Source organism: Streptomyces sp. NPDC015220, from assembly GCF_043079345.1.
GTDB lineage: Bacteria > Actinomycetota > Actinomycetes > Streptomycetales > Streptomycetaceae > Streptomyces.
The window spans coordinates 50,360-69,686 of the sequence record NZ_JBIBUK010000026.1; the positions used below are offsets into that span (position 1 = coordinate 50,360).

Sequence of the window (19,327 nt, forward strand, 5' to 3'; positions counted from 1 at the left end):
TCCCGAAACGGCTCCCCGCCTGAGGCGGTCCGAGCCGGGCGGCAGCCCGGACACACCGCTCGCCGCTCCTCCGCGACCCACCGGTACGTTACAAAACCGGGTGAACGGGACATGGTGGTGTGGTGGCGGATGTGACACCCGAAGGGCAGGCCGGCCCCTCCGGTACCGAAGGGCCGCGCGAGACCGTCGCGGCGGCGCCGCGGCAGGTGCGCGAAGAGCTGACCCGCAGGCTCCGGCGGAAGGGGCGTGCCCTGGAGGAGGAGGACGTCCAGGTCGTCGAGCCGCCGCTGCTCAGGCGGGCGGTCGGCGCCTCCGCGCTCGGCAACTGCATGGAGTGGTTCGACTTCGGGGTCTACAGCTACCTCGCCGCCACCATCGGGAAGGTCTTCTTCCCCGGCGCCTCACCGGGCGCCCAGGTGATCTCGTCCTTCGCGACCTTCGCGGCGGCCTTCGTGGTGAGACCGCTGGGCGGCCTGGTGTTCGGCCCCCTCGGCGACCGCCTCGGCCGGCAGAAGGTCCTCGCCACCACCATGATCATGATGGCGATCGGCACGTTCGCCATCGGCCTCATCCCCGGTTACGCGACCATCGGCATCGCCGCGCCCGTGCTCCTGCTGCTCGCCCGTATGGTCCAGGGCTTCTCCACCGGCGGCGAGTACGGCGGCGCCACCACGTTCGTGGCCGAGTACTCCCCCGACCGCCGGCGCGGTTTCCTCTCCAGCTGGCTCGACTTCGGCACCTTCGTCGGGTACGCGCTGGGCTCCGCCCTGGTCACCGTGCTGAACCTCGTCCTCACCGACGCCCAGATGCTCGCGTGGGGCTGGCGCCTGCCGTTCCTGATCGCCGGCCCGCTCGGCGTCATCGGCCTGTACATGCGACTGAGGCTGGAGGAGTCGCCCGCCTTCCAGCAGCAGCTCGACGAGCACGAGAAGAGCCTCGCCCAGAAGTCGGCGGGCAGCGAGTTCAGGACCATCGTGAGGAGGCACTGGGCGGCCCTGCTCACCTGTATGGGCATCGTGCTCCTGTACAACGTCACCAACTACATGGTGACCGGCTACCTGCCCACCTACCAGACCGAGACCCTGCACCGCGCCGGCGGCTCCGCCGACCTCCTGGTGCTGATCGGCATGGTCTGGATCGTGCTGCTCATCACCTTCATCGGCAGGCTCAGCGACCACGTGGGCCGCCGCCCGGTCTACGCGGTCGCGGCGGCGGCGATGATCGTCCTCGCCGTCCCCGCCTTCCTGCTGATCAGGATGCACGGCACCTGGCCGCCGGTCCTCGGGGTGCTGATCCTGTCCACGCTGCTGGCCTGCTTCGCCGCGCCGAGCGCCGCCACCCTGCCCGCGCTCTTCCCCACCGCGGTCCGCTACGCGGCCATGGGCATCGGCTTCAACTTCGCCGTCGCCGCGTTCGGCGGCACCACCCCGCTGGTCACCGCGGCGCTGGTCGGCATCACCGGGGACGTCATGATGCCCGCCTACTATCTGATGGCGGCCGGTGCCATCGGCCTGGTGACCGTGAGGTTCCTGCCGGAGACCGCCCAGGTGCCGCTCGACGGCTCCCGGCCGATGGTCGGTTCGGTTCAGGAGCGGAGCGAACTGCTCGCCACGTCCGAGGCGCTCTACCGCGCCACCCGGAAGGCGGCCTGAGGCCGCCGCCCGCCCGACCCGTGCGCCGCCTTTGGAGCCCGCCGTCGAGACCCCGTCGTCCGAAGCGCGTCTGCGCGCGTCCGGCGCGTACCCCGGGACCGGGCCGAAGGCCGGGGGAGTGCCGGCCGCAAGCCCTCGTACCGGACGTGCCCGGGCATGCGCCCGGGGCGGCGAGTACGGGTACCTTCTGCCCGGAGGGCTCCCGGGAGCGTGCCAGGCGTCGCGGTGCGGGCGGGGACGCGACGACAGGCCCTACGCGCCGAGGCGGTCGGCCAGCCGCGTGAGCGTGACGCCCAGGGGCAGTTCGAGCCGCACGCGGGCCAGGGCGTCGCCGCGGGTCGGGCCCTGGTTGACGATCGCGACCGGCTTGCCCTGCTTCGCCGCGCGCCGCACGAACCGCAGGCCGGACATCACCGTCAGCGAGGAACCGGCCACCAGCAGCGCCGCCGCGGCGTCGACCATCTCGTAGCAGCGGGCGACACGCGGCTTCGGGACGCTCTCGCCGAAGAAGACGACGTCCGGCTTGAGCGTTCCGGTGCCGCACACCTGACAGGGCACCGGGCGGAAGTCCGCTTCCTGCTCACGGGCGAGATCCGCGTCGCCGTCCGGGTTGACCCGGGCGGCGATGTCGCGAAAGCCGGGGTTGGCCTCCCGCAGCCGCTGGTCCAGGTGTGCGCGGGAGACGGTGTTCCCACAGGTCAGACAGATGACCCGGTGGAGGCTTCCGTGCAGTTCGACTGCCTCGGGGGTGCCGGCCGCCGCGTGCAGGCCGTCCACGTTCTGCGTGATGACGCCGGACACGTGCCCCGCCGAGGCGAGGCGGGCGACGGCGCGGTGCCCGGCGTTCGGCCGCGCCCGGTCGATCGTCTCCCAGCCGAGATGGCTGCGGGCCCAGTAGCGGCGGCGGTTCTCCGCGCTGCCCGTGAACTCCTGGAAGGTCATCGGGGTGTGCCGGCGACGGCTGCCGGTGGGCCCGCGGTAGTCGGGGATGCCGGACTCGGTGGAGATGCCGGCGCCGCTGAGCACGAGGACGCGCCCGTCGGCCAGGAGCCGTTCGACCGCCGAGAGCCGGTCGGCGTCGGCGGACGCCGACCGCGGTCGCGCGGTGGCGGCAGTCGGCGGATCGGGCAGCGCGCGTGCGTCCATGCGCGCAGCGTACGCCGCGGGCGGACGGGCCGCCGGTGAGCGTCCGCCCCGCCCGTCGTCCGACCGTCGACGCCCGCGCCCCGTACGGTCCGCGGCTGCCCGCCGCCCAGCTGTGCGAACCCGGGCGCTGCCCGGGGGCCGTGCCGGCCCCTGACAGCGCTCAGCCCTGCCGGCTGTGGCCGGCAGGGCTGAGGAGGCGGGTCGGGCCCGGCGTCCCACGGCGGCCCGGAGTCGAGGACCCCGGCCGGGGACAGCCGGATCCGGGAACGTCAGGCGGCCGCCGACGCGGCGGGCTGCGGCTCGCTGTAGACGCTCTCCATGTCGTCGATCGGCGAGGCCGACGCGTTGTCGTACTTCGCACGGTCCAGGATCTTCTCCCGGGCGGAGACGATGACCGGGATGAGGGCCTGGCCCGCGACGTTGGTGGCGGTGCGCATCATGTCCAGGATCGGGTCGATCGCCAGCAGCAGGCCCACGCCCTCCATCGGCAGGCCGAGGGTGGACAGGGTGAGCGTGAGCATGACGGTCGCGCCCGTCAGACCGGCGGTGGCCGCCGAGCCGATCACCGAGACGAAGGCGATGAGCAGGTACTCCTTGACGCCGAGCTGCACGTCGAAGATCTGGGACACGAAGATCGCCGAGATGGCCGGGTAGATGGCCGCGCAGCCGTCCATCTTGGTCGTCGCGCCGAACGGCACGGCGAAGGAGGCGTAGTCCTTCGGGACGCCGAGGCGGATCGCCGACTGCTGGGTGACCGGCATGGTGCCGACCGAGGAGCGGGAGACGAACGCGAGCTGGATGGCGGGCCAGGCGCCCTTGAAGAACTGCACCGGGTTCAGCTTGGCGACGGAGGCGAGCAGCAGCGGGTAGACGCCGAACAGGACCAGGGCGCAGCCGATGTAGATGTCGGCGGTGAAGGTCGCGTAGTTGCCGAGCAGGTTCCAGCCGTACTGCACGATCGCGCGGCCGATGAGGCCGGCGGAGCCGATCGGGGCGAGCAGGATCACCCACCACAGGGCCTTCTGCAGCAGCTCCAGGATGGACTCGGAGAGGGTGAGGACCGGCTGGGCCTTCGGGCCGATCTTCAGGACGGCGATACCGGCGACGACCGCCATGAAGACGATCTGCAGGACGTTGAGCTCGGTGAACGGCGTGACGACGTCCGTCGGGATGATGCCGGTGAGGAAGTCGAGCCAGCTGCCGGCGTGGTCCGGCTTGGCGCCGTCGGCGGCGGTGAGGTCGGAGCCCGAGCCGGGGTTGGAGACCAGCCCGATGACCAGTCCGATGACCACCGCGATCAGCGAAGTGATCATGAACCAGAGCAGGGTGCGGCCGGCCAGGCGCGCCGCGTTGTTGACCTTCCGCAGGTTGGTGATGGACACCATGATCGCGAAGAAGACCAGCGGGGCCACGGCCAGCTTCAGGAGCTGCACGAAGATGCCGCCCACCTTGTCGAGGGTGGTGGCGAGCCAGGACACGTCGTAGGTACGGGCCACGTAGCCGAGGACCAGGCCGACGACGAGGCCGAGCAGGACCTGGGCCCAGAACGGGACGGGTATCCGGAAGCCGGACTTCGCGGGCTTCGGATCAGCGGTGCTCGTGGACACGGACACACTCCAGTGGGGGACGCGCGGGGAAGGATGAGCGGTAACGTGCAGGAAACGGCGACCGCGAGGAAGTGTCAACGGCGCCGCTGCATCGGGGATTCGCGATCAGGCGCGACAAGCCGCGGACATGCAGCGGCAGAGGTCGACATGCAGGCGCGCCACGAGCGAAACGCCCATGGCGGCGCGGCCGGCGCCCCATGAGGCGTCGGCGCGGTGCGCGGCTGCTGTCTTCATGACAGAAACGTTAACACTTGTACTTTGAGAACATCAAAGCGAATCTTTGGGAGGGCGCGGTGGAGCGGCCGGCCGGTCCCGGACCCCGCTTCCGCGGTCCGGGCCCGCGCGAGCGGGCGGGCCGGACCGCGGTGCCCGCACCGATGCGGTGTCGCCGGGGCCGCCCGGTCCCGGCGGCCCCGGCCCGCCGCCGTCAGCCGCTGACGCTGGGGGCGCCGGTCTCCAGGTGCCCGGTGAACCGGCGCGACCAGGTCGTGTCGGAGTCGACGGTGACCGTGAAGTCGTACCAGCCGTTCTGGTAGGCGACGGCGTTGAAGTGGTCCTCCGCCGTGGCGCCCGCGGGAACGGCGTACGTCCAGGGGCCGTCGCCGCGGTAGTGGCCGGAGGTGATGGTGAACGTCACCGGAGCGGTCCCGGAGTTCGTCATCCTGAACCAGAGCGCGAGCTTCCCGGTGTCCGCCGCGACCGCGTAACGGGTGCTCACCTCGGCCGATCCGCCGGCCTTGGTCGCGTCGCCGCGGAAGCGGCGCAGGAAGCGGTTGGGGCCCGCCATCGTGAAGTCGTACCTGCCGTCGCCGTACCCGGAGCCGATGTTGAAGTAGTCGGAGGCGGTGCCGCCCGCGTCGACCGTGTACTGCCAGGGCGTGCTGTCGCGGTAGGCGTTGGGGTGGATGGAGAAGTGGGCCGCCCGGGAGGCCGGCGCGCCCTGGTTGGCCATGGCGAACCAGGCGAGGACCTTGCCGTTCGAGCCGAACTCCAGGCGGTCCAGGTACCCGTTGGGCTGGTAGGGCAGCGCGCGGGCCGGCCGGGTGCCGGGTTCCTGGGCGGGCAGCGCGTTGGTGGTGGGCACCGGGTTGGGCAGCGGGCCGCAGGTCGCGTAGCCGATGACGCTCGTCGCGGGCAGGGCGACGGTGCCGCGCACCGGGTTGGCGAAGTCGAAGACCCCGGTCAGGTCGCCGCTGACCCGGCGCCGCCACTCGCTGATGTTGGGGCACTTCGCCGGCTTGCCCAGGGCCGCCGTCCAGGTCTCCAGGAAGCGCAGCACCGAGGAGTGCTCGAAGACCTCCGAGGAGACCCAGCCGCCGCGCGTCCAGGGCGAGATGACGACCATCGGAACGCGGAACCCGAACCCGTAGGGCACGCCGCCCAGGAACTCGCCGGCCGTGCCCGCGGGCGGCGCCGGAGGCGGAACGTGGTCGAAGTAGCCGTCGTTCTCGTCGTAGTTGAGGAACAGGACCGTCGAGTCGAAGACGTCCGGGTCGGCGGCCAGGGCCTGGTAGACCAGGTGGACGAAATGAGCACCGTCGCCGGGCGTGGCGTAGGGGTGCTCGGAGAAGGCCTGGTTCGGCACCACCCAGGAGACCTGGGGGAGCGTGCCGGCCAGGACGTCCGCCTTGATGGCGGCGGCGATGTCGTCCGGGGTCGAGCCGGTGACCCGGGGCACGGAGGACATGCCCCGGTCGTACAGCGGGTCGCCGGGACGGGCGTTCGTGAAGTTCTTGAAGTAGGCGCAGCCGTTGTCCCCGTAGTTGTCCTGCGCGTTCTGGTACACCTTCCAGGTCACTCCGGCGGCCTGGAGCGCCTCGGCGTAGTTCTGCCAGGTCAGGCCCGACTCGTCGCCGCCGTCGTAACTGGAGGCGTCGACCTTGCCGCTCCACAGGTACGTGCGGTTGGGGCCGGTGGCGCTGAGGGTGGAGCAGAAGTAGGCGTCGCAGATCGTGTAGGCGTCGGCGAGCGCGTAGTGGAAGGGGATGTCGGAGCGGTCCAGATAGCCGAGGGAGCGCACGTTGCCGACTCCCGAGACCCAGTTGTCCAGACGGCCCTTGTTCCACGCGGAGTGCTGCGAGGCCCACGAGTGCGGCAGGTCGCCGTTGCACTGGGCCAGTGTCTCGCCGTCCTTGCCGCCGGCGGCCGGGGTGGCGCTGAGCTTCCACGGGTACTGCCGGCCCGCGCCGTTCGGCTGGTCGAAGACCGAACGGCCGCCCGCGAGCGTGATGCCGCTGCGGTCGTCGAAGCCGCGCACTCCCTTCAGACGGCCGAAGTAGTGGTCGAAGCTGCGGTTCTCCTGCATCAGGACCACCACGTGCCGCACGTCCCGGATGGTGCCGGTCGCGGCGCTCGGGGCCGCGGCCGCCGTCCGCGTCCCCGCGCCCAGCGCCGCGCCCGCCGCCACGGAAGCGCCGAACCCCACGAAGCCTCGTCGGCTGATCGGTGTCATTCGCCCCACCCTCGTCGCCGGAGTGCCCCTGCGGCACACCGCGCACAGGGTGCCCGAGCCGGTGGGGCAACGCCAGACCGGCGAGTGAGATCGAGCTGAACAGCCGGAGACGGTGCCCCGCACCGCGCCCGTCCGCCGGCGACCGTGCCCGGCCCGGCGGAGCGGAGGCCGGGCCGGCGGAACTCCTGCCACCGCGTGCGCCGGCCACCCGACGCTCGAACCGCTGACCGCTGACCGCTGACCGCTGACCGCTGACCGCTGACCGCTGACCGCTGACCGCTGACCGCTGACGGCCACGGGTCCGCGCCGTCAGCCTGCCGTCGGCCAGGGCCCCGGTCCCGCCCGAAACGCGGGGGAGCGCGTCCGGCGTGAGCGTGTCTTCGCCGGCCGGGCGGACCAGGCGGCCGGCCCCGGCCCCGGCCGGCCGGACTGCCCGACGGCCGGGCCGTCGAGCGCCGGCCGGACGGTCAGAAGAGCCGGTCCTGCTGAACGGGCCGCCGGGAACGGCGGCGGCCCGGCAGACGGGCCGGCGGCTCCTCGCCGAAGAGCGGCTGCGTGCCGCAGTCGTCGGGCTCCGCCGGCACCGGGACGGGCCCACCGCTCACGGCCAGGCGCAGCGGCGCGTCCAGGTCGAAGTCCGCCGGCGCCATCCCCACCCAGTCGCGGCCCTGCTGCTCACTCACCGGTCCCCTCCTTCCGCGGCGCCCCGTTCGGGCGGACCGCGTCACCGCTTCCGCGGTCACCGTGACCAAGTCTCCGTTCCCCCTTCTCCGGTACGAACACCGCCTCCCCGAATTCCGCAGCCGAGGCCGCCCGCGGGCCGCGGACGGCAGACCGGGGGAGGGAGGGGCGACGGCCACGAGGAGCGGACAGGGCGGGGACCAGGACGAGCACGGGCCCGGCACCGCCCTCAGCCCCGGGGCCCGAGCAGCCGCCCGAGCAGCTCCGACTCCTGTGCCGCGACCGCCGATTCGTCCCAGCGCCCCAGCGGCACGGACCCCAGCCGCCGGCCCGAGGGATCGAGCAGGTGACCGGCCAGCTTCACCGGCCACAGGGTCACCGCCCGGTCGGCGACCGTCAGTTCCGGGAACGGCGCTACCAGCCGTGACTCGAAGGCGTGCAGGTCGTCGATCGAGCGCAGCCAGGCGGCGAAGAGCAGATTGTGCGGCCCCGACAGCGAGGCGCACAGCCGGATCTCGCGCATCGCCGACACATGCGCGGTGATCCGGGCCGTCTCGGCCGGCGGCGCCGCGCACCACAGGCTGACGCTGACCGGCCAGCCCGACAGACCGCGGGCCACCTCGCAGCGGAACACCAGCGCCCGTGACTCCTCCAGCCGGCGCAGCCGCCGGCGCACCGTCGTCGGGCTCAGCCCGGTCCGCCGGGCCAGGTCGGCCACGCTCTGCCGCGCGTCGTCGGCCAGCGCCCGCACCAGCCCCTGCTCCTCCCGACGCACCGCCGACCGGCCGGGCTCCGCGCCGACCGCCACCCGCACCGCACCGCGCCGGGGAGCCGCGGCGGGCCTGTCCAGACGCCAGCGACTGCCCTCCGTGTGCAGGGCCGTGGCGATCTGCGTGCGCCCCGCGGCCACACCGGGCAACGCGCCGACACGCATCCCGGTGTAGCGGGCCAGCTCCGCCAGACTGCCGAACACACAGGTGAGCACCAGGTCCCGGCCGCCGGTGACGTGCTCGACGGTGAACACGTGCGGATCCGCGGCCAGTTCCGCCGCGACCTCGTACAACCGCCCCGGCACGCAGTCGATCTCGATGAAGGCCACGATCAGCGGCAGACCCTCGATGCTGACCGGATAGCAGCTGAACCACGCGTGGCCCGCCGCCGACAGCCGCCCCCACCGGCGCGCCGCGGTCGACGGGTCCACCTCCAGAGCCGCGCCGACCTGCTTCCAGTCGGCGCGGGGGCTGCCCTGCAACACCGACACGAGCCTGACGTCCAGCTCGTCCAGCACGGTCGTTTCCGGCAAACGGTCGATGAACATCGGCGGATCCAGGCGTAACAGGGGGCGAAGTGGTTCCTGGCCGCAGGATACCCGCCATGTTCCAGCTCACCGATGCCCACGCGCTCACCGACGACCTGCGGCGGCTGCGCCGCACCCTGCACCAGGAACCCGAACTCGGACTGCACCTGCCGCGGACACAGACCACCGTGCTCGCCGCGCTCGACGGGCTCCCCCTGGAGATCACCACCGGCACGGCCCTCAGTTCGGTCACCGCCGTCCTGCGCGGTGGCAGGCCCGGCCCCGCCGTGCTGCTCCGGGCCGACATGGACGCACTGCCGGTGCAGGAGACCACCGGGCTGCCCTACGCGTCCCGCCACCCCGGCGCCATGCACGCCTGCGGACACGACCTGCACGTCAGCGCACTGGTCGGCGCCGCCCGGCTGCTGGCCGAGCGACGGGACGACCTCGCCGGGGACGTCGTCCTCATGTTCCAGCCCGGCGAGGAGGGCCACGGCGGCGCCCGCCTCATGATCGACGAGGGCGTCCTCGACGCGGCGGGCCGACGCGTCGTCGCCGCCTACGCCCTGCACGTCCTCGCCAACACCCTGCCCGCCGGGGTCGTGGCCACCCGCCCCGGCACCGTGCTCGCCGCCTCCGACGGCTTCGACGTCACCGTCACCGGCCGCGGCGGCCACGGGTCCTCCCCGCACACCGCCCAGGACCCGATCACCGTGGTCTGCGAGATGGTCACGGCGCTGCAGACCATGGTGACCCGCACCGTCGACGTGTTCGACCCCGCCGTCCTCACCGTCGGATCCCTGCACGCCGGCGACGCCCGCAACGTCATCCCCGAGACGGCGACGTTCAGGGCGACGGTCCGCACCGTCTCCGAAACCGTCCGCGCCCAGGTGCGCGAGGCGGTCCTGCGCACCGTGCGGGGCATCGCCGACGCGCACGGCGTGCGGGCCGACGTCGACTACCAGGACGGCTACCCGGTCACCGTGAACGACCCGGCCGAGACGGCGTTCGCCACCGGTGTCGCCGAACAACTCCTCGGGCCCGGGCGGACGTTGCTGGCACCGCAGCCGATCTCCGGCTCGGAGGACTTCTCCTACGTCCTGGAGCGGGTGCCCGGCGCCTTCCTGGGGGTCGGCGCCTGTCCCGCCGACCGCGCCCCCGCCACCGCGCCGATGAACCACTCCCCGGACGCCTCCTTCGACGACGGTGTCCTGCCCGTGGCCGCGGCGCTGCTGGCCAACCTCGCCGCCGGACGCCTGCGGCGCGCCGCCGCGGACCGCCGGCCGGGTGGGGAGACCGCGGCGGTGACACCATGACAGGCGCCGCCGCGCCCCGCACACGAGGGTCCGAGGGGGAGACTTCGGTGACCGCGGCGGTCGGCCTGCTCGTCCTGTTCGAAGTGATGAGCGGCTTCACGCAGATGGGCGTCACCCCGCTGCTGCCGGATCTCGCCGACGCCTACCGCCTCGGCGACTCGGCGGCCAACTGGGTCGGGGCGGTGCAGTTGCTGGCCGCCACCGTGTGCGTGCCGCTGTTCGGCAGGCTCGGCGACCTGCACGGCCATCGCCGCCTGCTGCGCGTCGCGCTCGGCTGCGTCGCGGCCGGTTCGCTGCTGGTCGCCCTGGCGCCCACGCCCGCCCTGCTGTGGACCGGGCGCGCGCTGCAGGGCCCACTGGTGGCCCTGCTGCCGCTGGAGATCGCCCTGGTGCGCAGCCGGCTGTCGGTGGCCGACGCCCGCCGGGCGATCGCCCGTCTGGTCGGCGCGCTCACCGTGGGCGGACTGCTGGGGGCGGCCGTGATGGGTGCGGCGGCCGGCGCGCTGGGCGGCGTACGGACCGCACTGCTGATCCCCGCCGCCCTGGCGGCGCTCTGCGTGCCGCTGTCCTTCACGGCCGTACCCGAGTCGCCGCCGCACGGCGGCGCCGGGGCGACGGACTGGCCCGGCTTCGCCCTGCTCGCCTCGGGCGCGACCGCCCTCCTGCTCGGGGTCTTCGCGCTGGAGCGGGAGGAGGGGGTCGGGCCGAGCGTGGTGCTCGCAGTGGTGACCGGTGTCCTGTTGCTCGCCTGGTGGGTGCGGGTGGAACTGCGCACCCCGCACCCGATGGTCGACGTCCGGTCCCTGGCGGACCGCCGGGCCGGGCCGTTCTACCTCGCGGGCTGCGCGTTCGGCGTGGTCTACTTCGCGAGCCAGGCGCCCGACGCGACCTTCCTCGCGGCCGACCCGCGCACGGCGGGCTACGGATTCGCGCTCTCCTCGACGAGTATCTCCCTCACCCTGCTGCCCGCCGTCGTCGCGGCCGTCGTCGGCTCCGCGGTCACCGTCGCACTGGCCCGGCGGATCGGCTACCGGCAGGTCCTGGCCTGGGCGTTCGTGCTCGTCGCGGCCGGCTTCGCGATCCTGGCGGCACGGCACGCGGTGCTGTGGGAGATCGTGGCGACCAAGCTGCTGGCCGGTCTCGGCCTGGGCATCGCCCTGAGCGCCATGCCGACGGTGGTCGTCGAGGCCGCCGACCCGACGCGCGGCGGCGTGGCCACCGCGCTCTACAACAACGTGAAGTCGTTCGGCGGGTCGGTCGCGAGCGGCCTCATCGCCGCGCTCCTGGCCGCGTCGGCGGCCGGGGCCGGCGCCACCCCCGGCGAGGGGGCGTACGTAGGGGTGTGGCTGGCGTGCGCCGTGTGCGCGCTGGGCGGCGCCGGGGCGGCGCTGCTGGGCCGGCGGCCGGGCGAGCCGGGCGGCGCGGGCCCGGCGTGAGGCCCCTGGCCCGGACGGCGGAGGAACCGGTGGGTCAGAGGCCGGGCAACCGCGGCAGCGGGCGTCCGGCCGCGTGGCGTCCGGCGCGAGCGGTCCGGCGGCCGGCGTGTCCGGCCGGCCGCACGGCCCGGGCCCCGCGCCACCACGGGACCGGCCGTCAGGCCGGGCGCGCCAGCGCGCGGCCCGGCCGGGCGCCGGTGGCCGCACCGCCCGCCAGCACCTGCTCGCCCGCCACGAACACGTCCCGCACCCCGGTGGCGTACTGCCACGGCTCGGCGTAGGTGGCCCGGTCGGCGACCGCGTCCGGATCGAAGACCACCAGGTCCGCGACCGCGCCGACCGCCACCGTGCTACGGTCCGTCAGACCCAGCCGCGAGGCCGGCAGCGATGTCATCCTGCGCACCGCGTCGGCCAGGCCGAGGACCCGGCGCTCGCGCGTGTAGTGCCCCAGCACGCGCGCGAACGTCCCGAAGTTGCGCGGATGCGGATGCCCGTCGCCGGGCGCGCTCAGCACCCAGCCGTCGGAGGCCACCGCGGTGTCCGGGTGGCGCAGGACCGCGTCCACGTCCGCATCCGCCATCGCGTGGTTGACGATCATGGCCTCGCCCTGGTGTGCCGCCAGCACGCGCAGCACCGCCTCGGCGGGCTCCACGCCCTCGTCACGGGCGATGTCCGCGACGCTGTCGCCGACCCGGCCCGCGTAGGGACCGGGCAGCACCTGGGCGATGACCACCCCCTCGGGCAGGAAGGTCCGGCCGACCGCCTCGCGCACCTCGGACAGCACCTTCCGCCGGACCACCGGGTCCGCCAGCCGCTCCAGCAGCGCGGGCGCGCCCCCGTCCATCGCCCAGTCCGGCAACCGGGAGGTCAGCCGGGTCGAGGACGCCGTGTACGGATAGACGTCGCACGCCACGTCCACGCCCCCGGCGGCGGCCGCGGCGATCCGCTCCAGGGCGGGGCGCACCTTGCCGTGGTTGGCCGGCCCCATGGCCTTCAGATGGGACACCTGGACCCGCGCGCCCGAGGCCCGCCCCACGGCCAGGGTCTCGTCCAGCGCCTCGATGACCCGGTCGCCCTCGTCGCGCATGTGCGTCGCGTACAGCAGTCCCCGGCCGGCCGCCTCACGGGCCAGGGCGACGACCTCGTCGGTGCCGGCGAAGGACCCGGGCGCGTAGATCAGGCCCGTCGACAGCCCGAAGGCGCCCTGTTCCGCCGCCGACGCCAGCAGGCCCCGCATCCGGCCGAGCTCCGCCCGGGTCGCGGCGCGCCGCTCCTGGCCGAGCACCGCGGCACGCAGCGCGCCGTGCCCGACGAGCGGAGCGATGTTGACCGCGGGCCGGGCCTCGTCCACCGCGGCGGCGAAGACGCCGAGGTCCGCCCACTGTCCCGGCGCGCCCGGTGCGGCGGCGGGGAACGGGGACATGCCGCAGTTCCCGGTGGCCAGCGTCGTCACGCCCTGACGCAGACAGGCCTCGGCCGACGCGTCCGCGAGCACCGTGAAGTCGGCGTGCGAGTGCAGGTCGACGAAGCCCGGCGCCACGGTCAGACCGGCGGCGTCCACGGTGCGTCGCGCCGCGGGCGCCGCTCCGGGCCCGGCCGGTGCGAGGTGGGCGATCCGCCCGTCGCGGACACCGACGTCCGCCACGACGGCGTCGGCTCCCGTGCCGTCGAGCACCGAGCCGCCGGTGAGCAGCAGATCGAGGGGCGGGACGTCGGACTGGTGGACCACTGGGGCTCCTCGGCCGGGACACGGGCCGCCGGGTCGGACACCCGGCGGATCGGAACGGAACTCGCTTCGGCTACGTATTGTCGGGGAACGCCGGACGCCCCCGTCACGGCAGTGACCGCTCGGCCGCGAACGACCCCAGCAGCGCGTCGGCCTGGTCCAGGCCGCTCTCCTCGGAGATCTCCCGCATGGTCTGCGCGCGCCGGATCGTCGCGAACACCACCCGGCCGTCCGCCTCGGCGCAGCCGTACACCGCGGGTCGCGGCAGGCTGTTGTACGCCCAGTGCGTCGAGAAGTAGTAGGCCCCGGTGTCGCGCAGCACCACGATGTCGCCCTCGGCCAGCTCGGGCAGCTCACGATCGTGCGCCACCACGTCCCCGGCGAAGCAGCAGGGGCCGGCCACGTCCTGCCGTACGACCGGCGTCCGCTTCGGGCTCCCGTCCGGCCGGTGCGCCGAGACCCGCAGCGGCCAGGCGTCGGGCATGAACACCGTGCGCGTGGCGATCTGCGCCCCGGCATGCGTCAGGGCGACGCGCCGGCCGCCGGCGTCCTTGACGTACTCGACCACCGCGGCGACGAAACCGTTCTTGGCGAGCAGCGAGCGGCCGAACTCCGTGACGAGCCGGTAGCGTCCGTCCAGCAGACCCGGCTCCACGGCCTCGACGGCGGCCACGTAGTCGGCGTAGGTGGGGGCCACCGTGTCGTCGGCGAAGTTCACCGGCAGCCCGCCACCCAGGTCGAGACTGGTGACCTGCCGGTGGCCGACCCGCTCGTTGATCTCCTCGGCCAGCCGGTAGGCGGCGGCCAGCCCCTCGGCGATCAGCGGCAGCGGGCAGCCCTGCGAGCCGACGTGCGCGTGCAGCCGGGTCAGCCAGGGGCGCCGGGCGAAGGCGTCGACGACGCGTTCACGGGCGCCCGGGTCGCGCAGCGCCACGCCGAACTTGGAGTGCCGTGTCGCGGTGCTCATGGCGCCGATGGACCCGCCGCCGACCTGCGGATTGACGCGCAGTCCGACCACGGAGGCGCTCCCGGGCGGGCGCACGGCGCCGATCCGGTCCAGCTCGTCGAGGTTGTCGGCGTTCAGCGCGACGCCCAGGGCGAGGGCCTCCCGGATCTCCGTACGGGTCTTGGCGGGAGCGTCGAGCACGATGCGCTCCGGCGCCAGGCCCGCGTCCAGTGCCAGCCGCAGCTCGCCGGGGCCGGCGACCTCGCAGCCCATCCCGGTCTCGCGCAGCAGCCGCAGCACCGGGACGAGGGAGCAGGCCTTCACGGCGAAGGTGTGCAGGACGTCGGGCACGTGTGCGAACGCCGCGTGCAGAGCGGCGACGCTGTCACGCACGCCCTGGACGTCGACGAACCCGGCCACGGGGCGATCGGGACCGATGATCCCGTCGGCCACGGCGTGCCGCAGGGCACGCTCGACGGACAGTCGGCTCGGCGTGTTCCGGGAGGGGGTGGACATCCGGGGGTCTCCTCGGTCGGACAGCGGCGCGGGCGTACGGCAGGGGCCCGGGCGCGCGGCGGCACGGGTCGGCGGACGTGCACCAGCGTCGCGCCCGGCCGGTGTGCGAGTCTTCGGACCGCGCCACAAAGTCGGGCGCTTCCTTCGTACACCCGCACAACCCGGGCCGGGGCCGACGCCCGACGCGCCGGGCGGGTACGGTGACCGGACCCGTGGCAAGACGCGGTGCCAGAGCCCGAGCAGGGACGGACGGGTCCCGTGGGCCGCGCGGTCGCCGAGCCGGGGCCGGCCGGCGGCCCGGTCACCCGGCCGGGGGAGCGGTCAGCCGGGCGGCCAGCGCGACGAGCAGCCGGGTGTCCGGATCGTCCAGGTCGACACCATGGCGCTCGCGGACCCTCCTGAGCCGGTAGCGCAGGGTGTTGGGATGCACGACGAGCCGCCGCGCCGCCTCCGGTACGTCGCCCCCGGTGTCGAGGTAGGCGGCCAGCGTCCGCAGCAGCTCACCGCCCGCGGCGAGGTCCGAGCGCACCAGTTCGTGCACCGGACCCGAGCCGGTCTCCCACACCGGCCGCGCGGCGTCCAGCACGCGCAGCAGCTCCACCGACGTGCCCACCCCCGCCGGACCGGAGTGCCGCGGCGGCCGGGACCGGCCGGCGGCCAGGGCGCGGGTCTCTCGATCCCGCAGCGCCCGTACGACCAGTTCGGCGCGCTCCCGGGACTCCGCCGCCCGCACCGACGGCACGACGGGACCGGCGCCCAGCCACACCGGGGCGGCGTCCGGCACCGCCGGGACGAGCAGGCCCAGTTCGCGGACGACGGCGAGGACGTCCTCCTCCCGCTCGTCCGGGTCCGCCGGCCGGGGGTCGCACACCAGCAGCAGCGCCAGGCGGTCCCCGTCGCGCAGCGCCCCGCTGCCCGGACGCAGCGCCGCGGCCCGCAGGGCGAGGAGGTCGAGCCCCCGGTCGGCGCCGGCGGCGGCGCTCCGGCGCTCGGCCACGACGACGGCGCACGCCGCGTCCGGGGACAGGCCCAGCGACCAGGCGTGCGTCCGGCGGTCGCCGAGACCGCTCAGCAGGCCGCGCAGCGCGGACTGACGGCGGTGCGCCGTACCGCTCTCCCGCAGCCGCTCGCCGACGAGCAGCGGTGCCGCGAGTCCGGCGGCCGTCCTGAGGTGCCGGGCGGCGTCCGGGGACAGCGCGCCACCGTCGGCGGCGGCCCAGATGGAGCCCAGCACCTCCTGTCCACCGCGCACCGCGACGACCAGACGCTCGGGGCCGTCCGCGTCGGCCGGCCGGTGGATCACCTCCGAGGAGGTCCACAGGGCGCGCAGCAGACCGCTGTGCCGCAGCTCGGCGACGCGCCACTCGGGCACCCGGCCGCCGAGGATGGTGGTGCGGCGCAGCGGATCGGCCGCCTCCCCGGTGGCGGAATGGGCCAGCACGCGCAACCGGGTGTCCTCGATGGTGATGGAACCCCCCACCTGGGCGGCCACCCGGGCCGCGAGCACACCGAGCGAGGGAACCGTCCCGGAACCGGAGCCGGACGCCCCGTCCGGGCCGGCGTTCCCCGCGACGGCGTAGGACAGGGCGCTGCGCAGCAGGGCCGCCACCTGGGCCCAGTCGGCGCCCCCGGCGCGGACGAGCAGGGCGACACCGCTCTCCTCGGCGGCGGCGACCAGCTCCGCACGGCCGTCCGCCTCGCCCGCCGGGCCACCCAGGACGACGGCGCGGGCACCCTGCCGGGCGGCCTGCCGGACCGTCTCGGGCACGGCGGGGGCTCCGACGGCCAGGAGCAGGGCGTCCTCCTGCCCCGCGCCCAGGTCGTCCAGGCCCACGGCGACCCGGCCGACCGCGGTGTCCGGACCGGCCGGCGCGCACAGCAGGCGTACGGCCTCTCCGTCGTCGAAGGACAGCAGTGCGCGCAGGGTCGCGCCGTCCGCGCCTCGGCCCACGGCCTCGACACCCGGGGTCACGTCGTTCACCGGCCAGTTCTCCCAACCGTCGCACCTGCGGCGATCCTCATCGTCGCAGAAGCGGCGAGGCAGCGGACGGCCGCCAGGGGCACGGGCGGACAGGCGTACCGGGGCTCTCGCCGCCCGCGGTCCGCGGCCGTCCACGGGCTCCGCGGTCCCGGGGGCCGCGGGCGCACGCCCGGCCCCGCCGCGCACCCGGCCCCTGAGCGGCGGTCACCGGAGCGACCGTCAGGGCGTGTCGCCGGACCAGTCCCAGCGGCGTCCGTCGCCGGGGCGCGGATCGTACAGCGCCCGTCCGCCGGCGCCGAACCGCCCGAGCTCCGTCGGCAGGGCCGCACCCGTGCCGACGTCGCCCGGCGACCAGTCCGTTATGTCGAGCAACAGGCCGTCCAGCGGCCCGCCCACCAGTTCGGCGTAGGTGCGGCCGGGCTGCGGCCCCTGACGGGGGTCGTCGTGGTCCTGGCCGTACACCCGGCCACGCAGCAGCTCTTCGTCCCTGTCCATGCCCACAGCTTCCCAGCCACCACTGACATCGGTGCCCGCGGGCGGTTCCGGCGGTCGCGCCCCACCCGCCCGGTGGACGGGCCGCGGTGCCGGCGCGGGCGCCGTGCCGCGGCCGTACACCGTCGGCGCCCGCCGGTTCGGCCCCGCCACCGCGCGGGCCGCGCCGGGACCGTCAGGCCAGTTCGCCCAGCGCCTCCCAGGTACGCAGCCGGTCGTCCCGGCCCCCCAGCTCGCTGCCGGAGACGACGACCTCCGTCGCACCGGCGTCGCGATAGCGGCGGACCGTCTCGGCGAGGTGCTTGGCGTCGCCGATGGCCGCGAGTTCGACGGGGTGGGCGGCGCCGGACTGCTCGATGACCCGGGCGTAGGACGGGATCTGCTGGTAGAAGGTGAGTGCCTCGTGGGCCGTGGCGCGCACCCGGTCCGGCTCGCCGGTGACGACGCCGGGGACGAAGGCGACCACGCGCGGTGCGGGACGGCCCGCCTCCTGGGCGGCGCGGGTGACGGCCGGGACGATGTGCTCCGCCAGGGCCCGGGGCCCCGCGAGGTAGGGCAGGATGCCGTCGGCGAGCCGGCCGCTGACCCGCAGCGCCTGCGGTCCCATCGCGGCGACGAGCAAGGGCACCGGTGGCTCGGCGCCGGGTACGGCCGCCGGCAGCGGGGTGCGCGCGGTGAGCAGTTCGCCCTCGAAGTCCGCCCGGCCCGACTCCGTCAACTGACGCAACGCCGTGAGGAACTCCCGCAACCGGGCCACCGGCCGGTCGAAGGGCAGCCCGAAGGCGCCTTCCGTGAACAGCTTGGTGCCCAGGGCGATTCCGAGGTGGTAGCGCCCGCCGGTGGCGGCCTGGACGGTGCGGGCCTGGCCGGCGACGAGCAGCGGATGGCGGCCGAAGACCGGCAGCGCGGAGGTGCCGAGGTGGATGTCGGGTACCTCCCGGCCGACGATCGCGGCGATCGTCGGGGAGTCGTAGCCGAAGGTCTGGCCGAACCAGAGGGACTTCAGGCCGGACGCCCGCGCCTCGCGAGCCTGACGTACCACCTCCTCGACGGGCAGGGCGGATCCGGTCGTGTCGATGGTCGCTCCCACAGTCATGACGGTGTCAACGACCCTGAGGAACACGTCGATTCCGCTCTCCGTATGAACAGTTCGTGTCTTGTCCCGCCGGCTCGCCGACCGATGGCGTCCGGCGGATCGAGGCGCCCCGCCGGCACCGGGGCGCGGTGAGCGTGGGGCAGGCGTGGGGGCCGAGGACCACGCCGGCCCGAGGCGCGGTCCGCCCCGGCGGCCCCGTCCCCGCGCACCGAGCGGGCCGCCACGGGGAGGGCGGCGGTGGACAATGGCGGCATGGAGACGGAGCCGTCCCAGGCCGTCCTGGACGCCGCGCCGACGCCGCGCACGGCGGTGGCGTGGCTGCCGCCGCCCGAGCTGTGGCCGCCGATCCAGGACATCCGCCGGGAGCACGACCCGCAGGTGCGACGGTGGCCGCCACACGTCAATCTGCTCTTCGGATTCGTACCGGAGGAGGAGTTCGGCCGGGCGGCCCCGCTGCTGTCCGCCGCCCTGGCACTGACCGAACCCTTCGCCGCGCGGCTGGCCGGGGTGCGCGTCTTCCGCCACCGGGCGTACGCCACCGTCTGGCTCGACCCGGCCGCGGCGGGCACGACGCCGTGGACCGGACTCCGGCAGGCGCTCGTCGAGCGGTTCCCGAGCTGCGCGGGTCCCCACGCCGTGTTCACCCCGCATCTCTCCCTGGGCCGGTCCCGGCGGCCCAGGGAGCTCGCCGCCGAGTGCACCGCCCGGCTGGGCACGCTGTCCGCCCAGGTCACCGAGGTGGTGCTGCTCTCACGCCGGGAGGACGGCCCGATGCGCGTCCGCGCGACCGTGGCCCTGGGCAGCGGCGCCCTGTGCCGCCGGCGACCCCCTGCTGAGAGCTCTCCTCGGTGATGGGCGCACGCCCCACCCACAGCCCCACGGCCCCGCGGCCCGCACGGGCGCGCCCCCGGGCCGGAAGCGGCGTCGCCCGCACACCGGCCGCGGGTTCCGCCGGGCAGGTAAGGGGTAAAATTTTCATCACA

Annotated in this window: 15 protein-coding genes; 4 read left to right on the plus strand and 11 right to left on the minus strand. The window is 74.9% G+C overall.

Going from position 1 to position 19,327, the window contains the following annotated elements:
- Positions 1-131: 131 nt before the first annotated feature.
- The gene (locus ACF061_RS33550) at positions 132-1,652 is read left to right on the plus strand and encodes an MFS transporter (RefSeq protein ID WP_392270841.1); all 1,521 of its coding nucleotides are present in this window, start codon (positions 132-134) and stop codon (positions 1,650-1,652) included.
- Positions 1,653-1,904: 252 nt separating this feature from the next.
- On the opposite strand, the gene ACF061_RS33555 is transcribed toward ACF061_RS33550, so the two are convergent.
- The 6 genes from ACF061_RS33555 to ACF061_RS33580 all read right to left on the minus strand — a co-directional run bounded on the left by ACF061_RS33555 (position 1,905) and on the right by ACF061_RS33580 (position 8,856).
- Entirely contained in the window at positions 1,905-2,798 is an 894-nt protein-coding gene (locus tag ACF061_RS33555) for an NAD-dependent protein deacetylase (protein ID WP_392270781.1), read from the minus strand.
- 269 nt (positions 2,799-3,067) lie between these two features.
- Positions 3,068-4,411 (minus strand): dicarboxylate/amino acid:cation symporter, encoded by a 1,344-nt coding sequence (locus ACF061_RS33560; RefSeq protein WP_392270782.1) that lies wholly within the window; start codon positions 4,409-4,411, stop codon positions 3,068-3,070.
- Positions 4,412-4,510: 99 nt separating this feature from the next.
- Complete coding sequence (locus ACF061_RS33565) at positions 4,511-4,639, minus strand: hypothetical protein (RefSeq protein WP_392270783.1); 129 nt, start codon at positions 4,637-4,639, stop codon at positions 4,511-4,513.
- 193 nt (positions 4,640-4,832) lie between these two features.
- Entirely contained in the window at positions 4,833-6,857 is a 2,025-nt protein-coding gene (locus ACF061_RS33570; RefSeq protein ID WP_392270784.1) for a phosphocholine-specific phospholipase C, read from the minus strand.
- Between the two features lie 467 nt (positions 6,858-7,324).
- On the minus strand, positions 7,325-7,540 hold the full coding sequence (locus ACF061_RS33575; protein ID WP_392270785.1) for a hypothetical protein: 216 nt from the start codon (positions 7,538-7,540) through the stop codon (positions 7,325-7,327).
- Between the two features lie 227 nt (positions 7,541-7,767).
- Positions 7,768-8,856, minus strand: coding sequence for an Lrp/AsnC family transcriptional regulator (locus ACF061_RS33580; protein WP_392270786.1), 1,089 nt, complete (start codon positions 8,854-8,856; stop codon positions 7,768-7,770).
- 56 nt (positions 8,857-8,912) lie between these two features.
- Between ACF061_RS33580 and ACF061_RS33585 the strand changes: the two genes are divergently transcribed.
- Positions 8,913-10,151 (plus strand): M20 family metallopeptidase, encoded by a 1,239-nt coding sequence (locus ACF061_RS33585; RefSeq protein ID WP_392270787.1) that lies wholly within the window; start codon positions 8,913-8,915, stop codon positions 10,149-10,151.
- A gap of 47 nt (positions 10,152-10,198) precedes the next feature.
- Positions 10,199-11,587, plus strand: a complete 1,389-nt coding sequence (locus ACF061_RS33590) for an MFS transporter (RefSeq protein ID WP_392270788.1) — start codon at positions 10,199-10,201, stop codon at positions 11,585-11,587.
- Between the two features lie 157 nt (positions 11,588-11,744).
- On the opposite strand, the gene ACF061_RS33595 is transcribed toward ACF061_RS33590, so the two are convergent.
- From ACF061_RS33595 to ACF061_RS33615, 5 genes are all read right to left on the minus strand, one after another.
- Complete coding sequence (locus tag ACF061_RS33595; RefSeq protein ID WP_392270789.1) at positions 11,745-13,316, minus strand: amidohydrolase family protein; 1,572 nt, start codon at positions 13,314-13,316, stop codon at positions 11,745-11,747.
- A gap of 103 nt (positions 13,317-13,419) precedes the next feature.
- The gene (locus ACF061_RS33600) at positions 13,420-14,775 is read right to left on the minus strand and encodes a diaminopimelate decarboxylase (RefSeq protein ID WP_392270790.1); all 1,356 of its coding nucleotides are present in this window, start codon (positions 14,773-14,775) and stop codon (positions 13,420-13,422) included.
- A gap of 301 nt (positions 14,776-15,076) precedes the next feature.
- On the minus strand, positions 15,077-16,756 hold the full coding sequence (locus tag ACF061_RS33605; RefSeq protein WP_392270791.1) for a PucR family transcriptional regulator: 1,680 nt from the start codon (positions 16,754-16,756) through the stop codon (positions 15,077-15,079).
- Positions 16,757-16,975: 219 nt separating this feature from the next.
- A complete protein-coding gene (locus ACF061_RS33610) occupies positions 16,976-17,251 on the minus strand; it encodes a hypothetical protein (protein WP_392270792.1) in 276 nt (91 codons plus the stop codon).
- Between the two features lie 172 nt (positions 17,252-17,423).
- A complete protein-coding gene (locus ACF061_RS33615) occupies positions 17,424-18,344 on the minus strand; it encodes an LLM class F420-dependent oxidoreductase (RefSeq protein WP_392270793.1) in 921 nt (306 codons plus the stop codon).
- A gap of 252 nt (positions 18,345-18,596) precedes the next feature.
- On the opposite strand from ACF061_RS33615, the gene ACF061_RS33620 reads away from it, so the two are divergent.
- Positions 18,597-19,196, plus strand: coding sequence for a 2'-5' RNA ligase family protein (locus ACF061_RS33620; protein ID WP_392270794.1), 600 nt, complete (start codon positions 18,597-18,599; stop codon positions 19,194-19,196).
- Positions 19,197-19,327: the final 131 nt, after the last annotated feature.

Bases quoted from the DNA above. Each gene is read 5' to 3' on its own strand.
- ACF061_RS33570 (WP_392270784.1), bottom strand. From the start codon at position 6,857: ATGACACCGATCAGCCGACGAGGCTTCGTGGGGTTCGGCGCTTCCGTG.
- ACF061_RS33600 (WP_392270790.1), bottom strand. From the start codon at position 14,775: ATGTCCACCCCCTCCCGGAACACGCCGAGCCGACTGTCCGTCGAGCGT.
- ACF061_RS33565 (WP_392270783.1), bottom strand. From the start codon at position 4,639: ATGAAGACAGCAGCCGCGCACCGCGCCGACGCCTCATGGGGCGCCGGC.
- ACF061_RS33615 (WP_392270793.1), bottom strand. From the start codon at position 18,344: ATGACTGTGGGAGCGACCATCGACACGACCGGATCCGCCCTGCCCGTC.
- ACF061_RS33580 (WP_392270786.1), bottom strand. From the start codon at position 8,856: ATGTTCATCGACCGTTTGCCGGAAACGACCGTGCTGGACGAGCTGGAC.
- ACF061_RS33620 (WP_392270794.1), top strand. From the start codon at position 18,597: ATGGAGACGGAGCCGTCCCAGGCCGTCCTGGACGCCGCGCCGACGCCG.
- ACF061_RS33610 (WP_392270792.1), bottom strand. From the start codon at position 17,251: ATGGACAGGGACGAAGAGCTGCTGCGTGGCCGGGTGTACGGCCAGGAC.
- ACF061_RS33585 (WP_392270787.1), top strand. From the start codon at position 8,913: ATGTTCCAGCTCACCGATGCCCACGCGCTCACCGACGACCTGCGGCGG.
- ACF061_RS33555 (WP_392270781.1), bottom strand. From the start codon at position 2,798: ATGGACGCACGCGCGCTGCCCGATCCGCCGACTGCCGCCACCGCGCGA.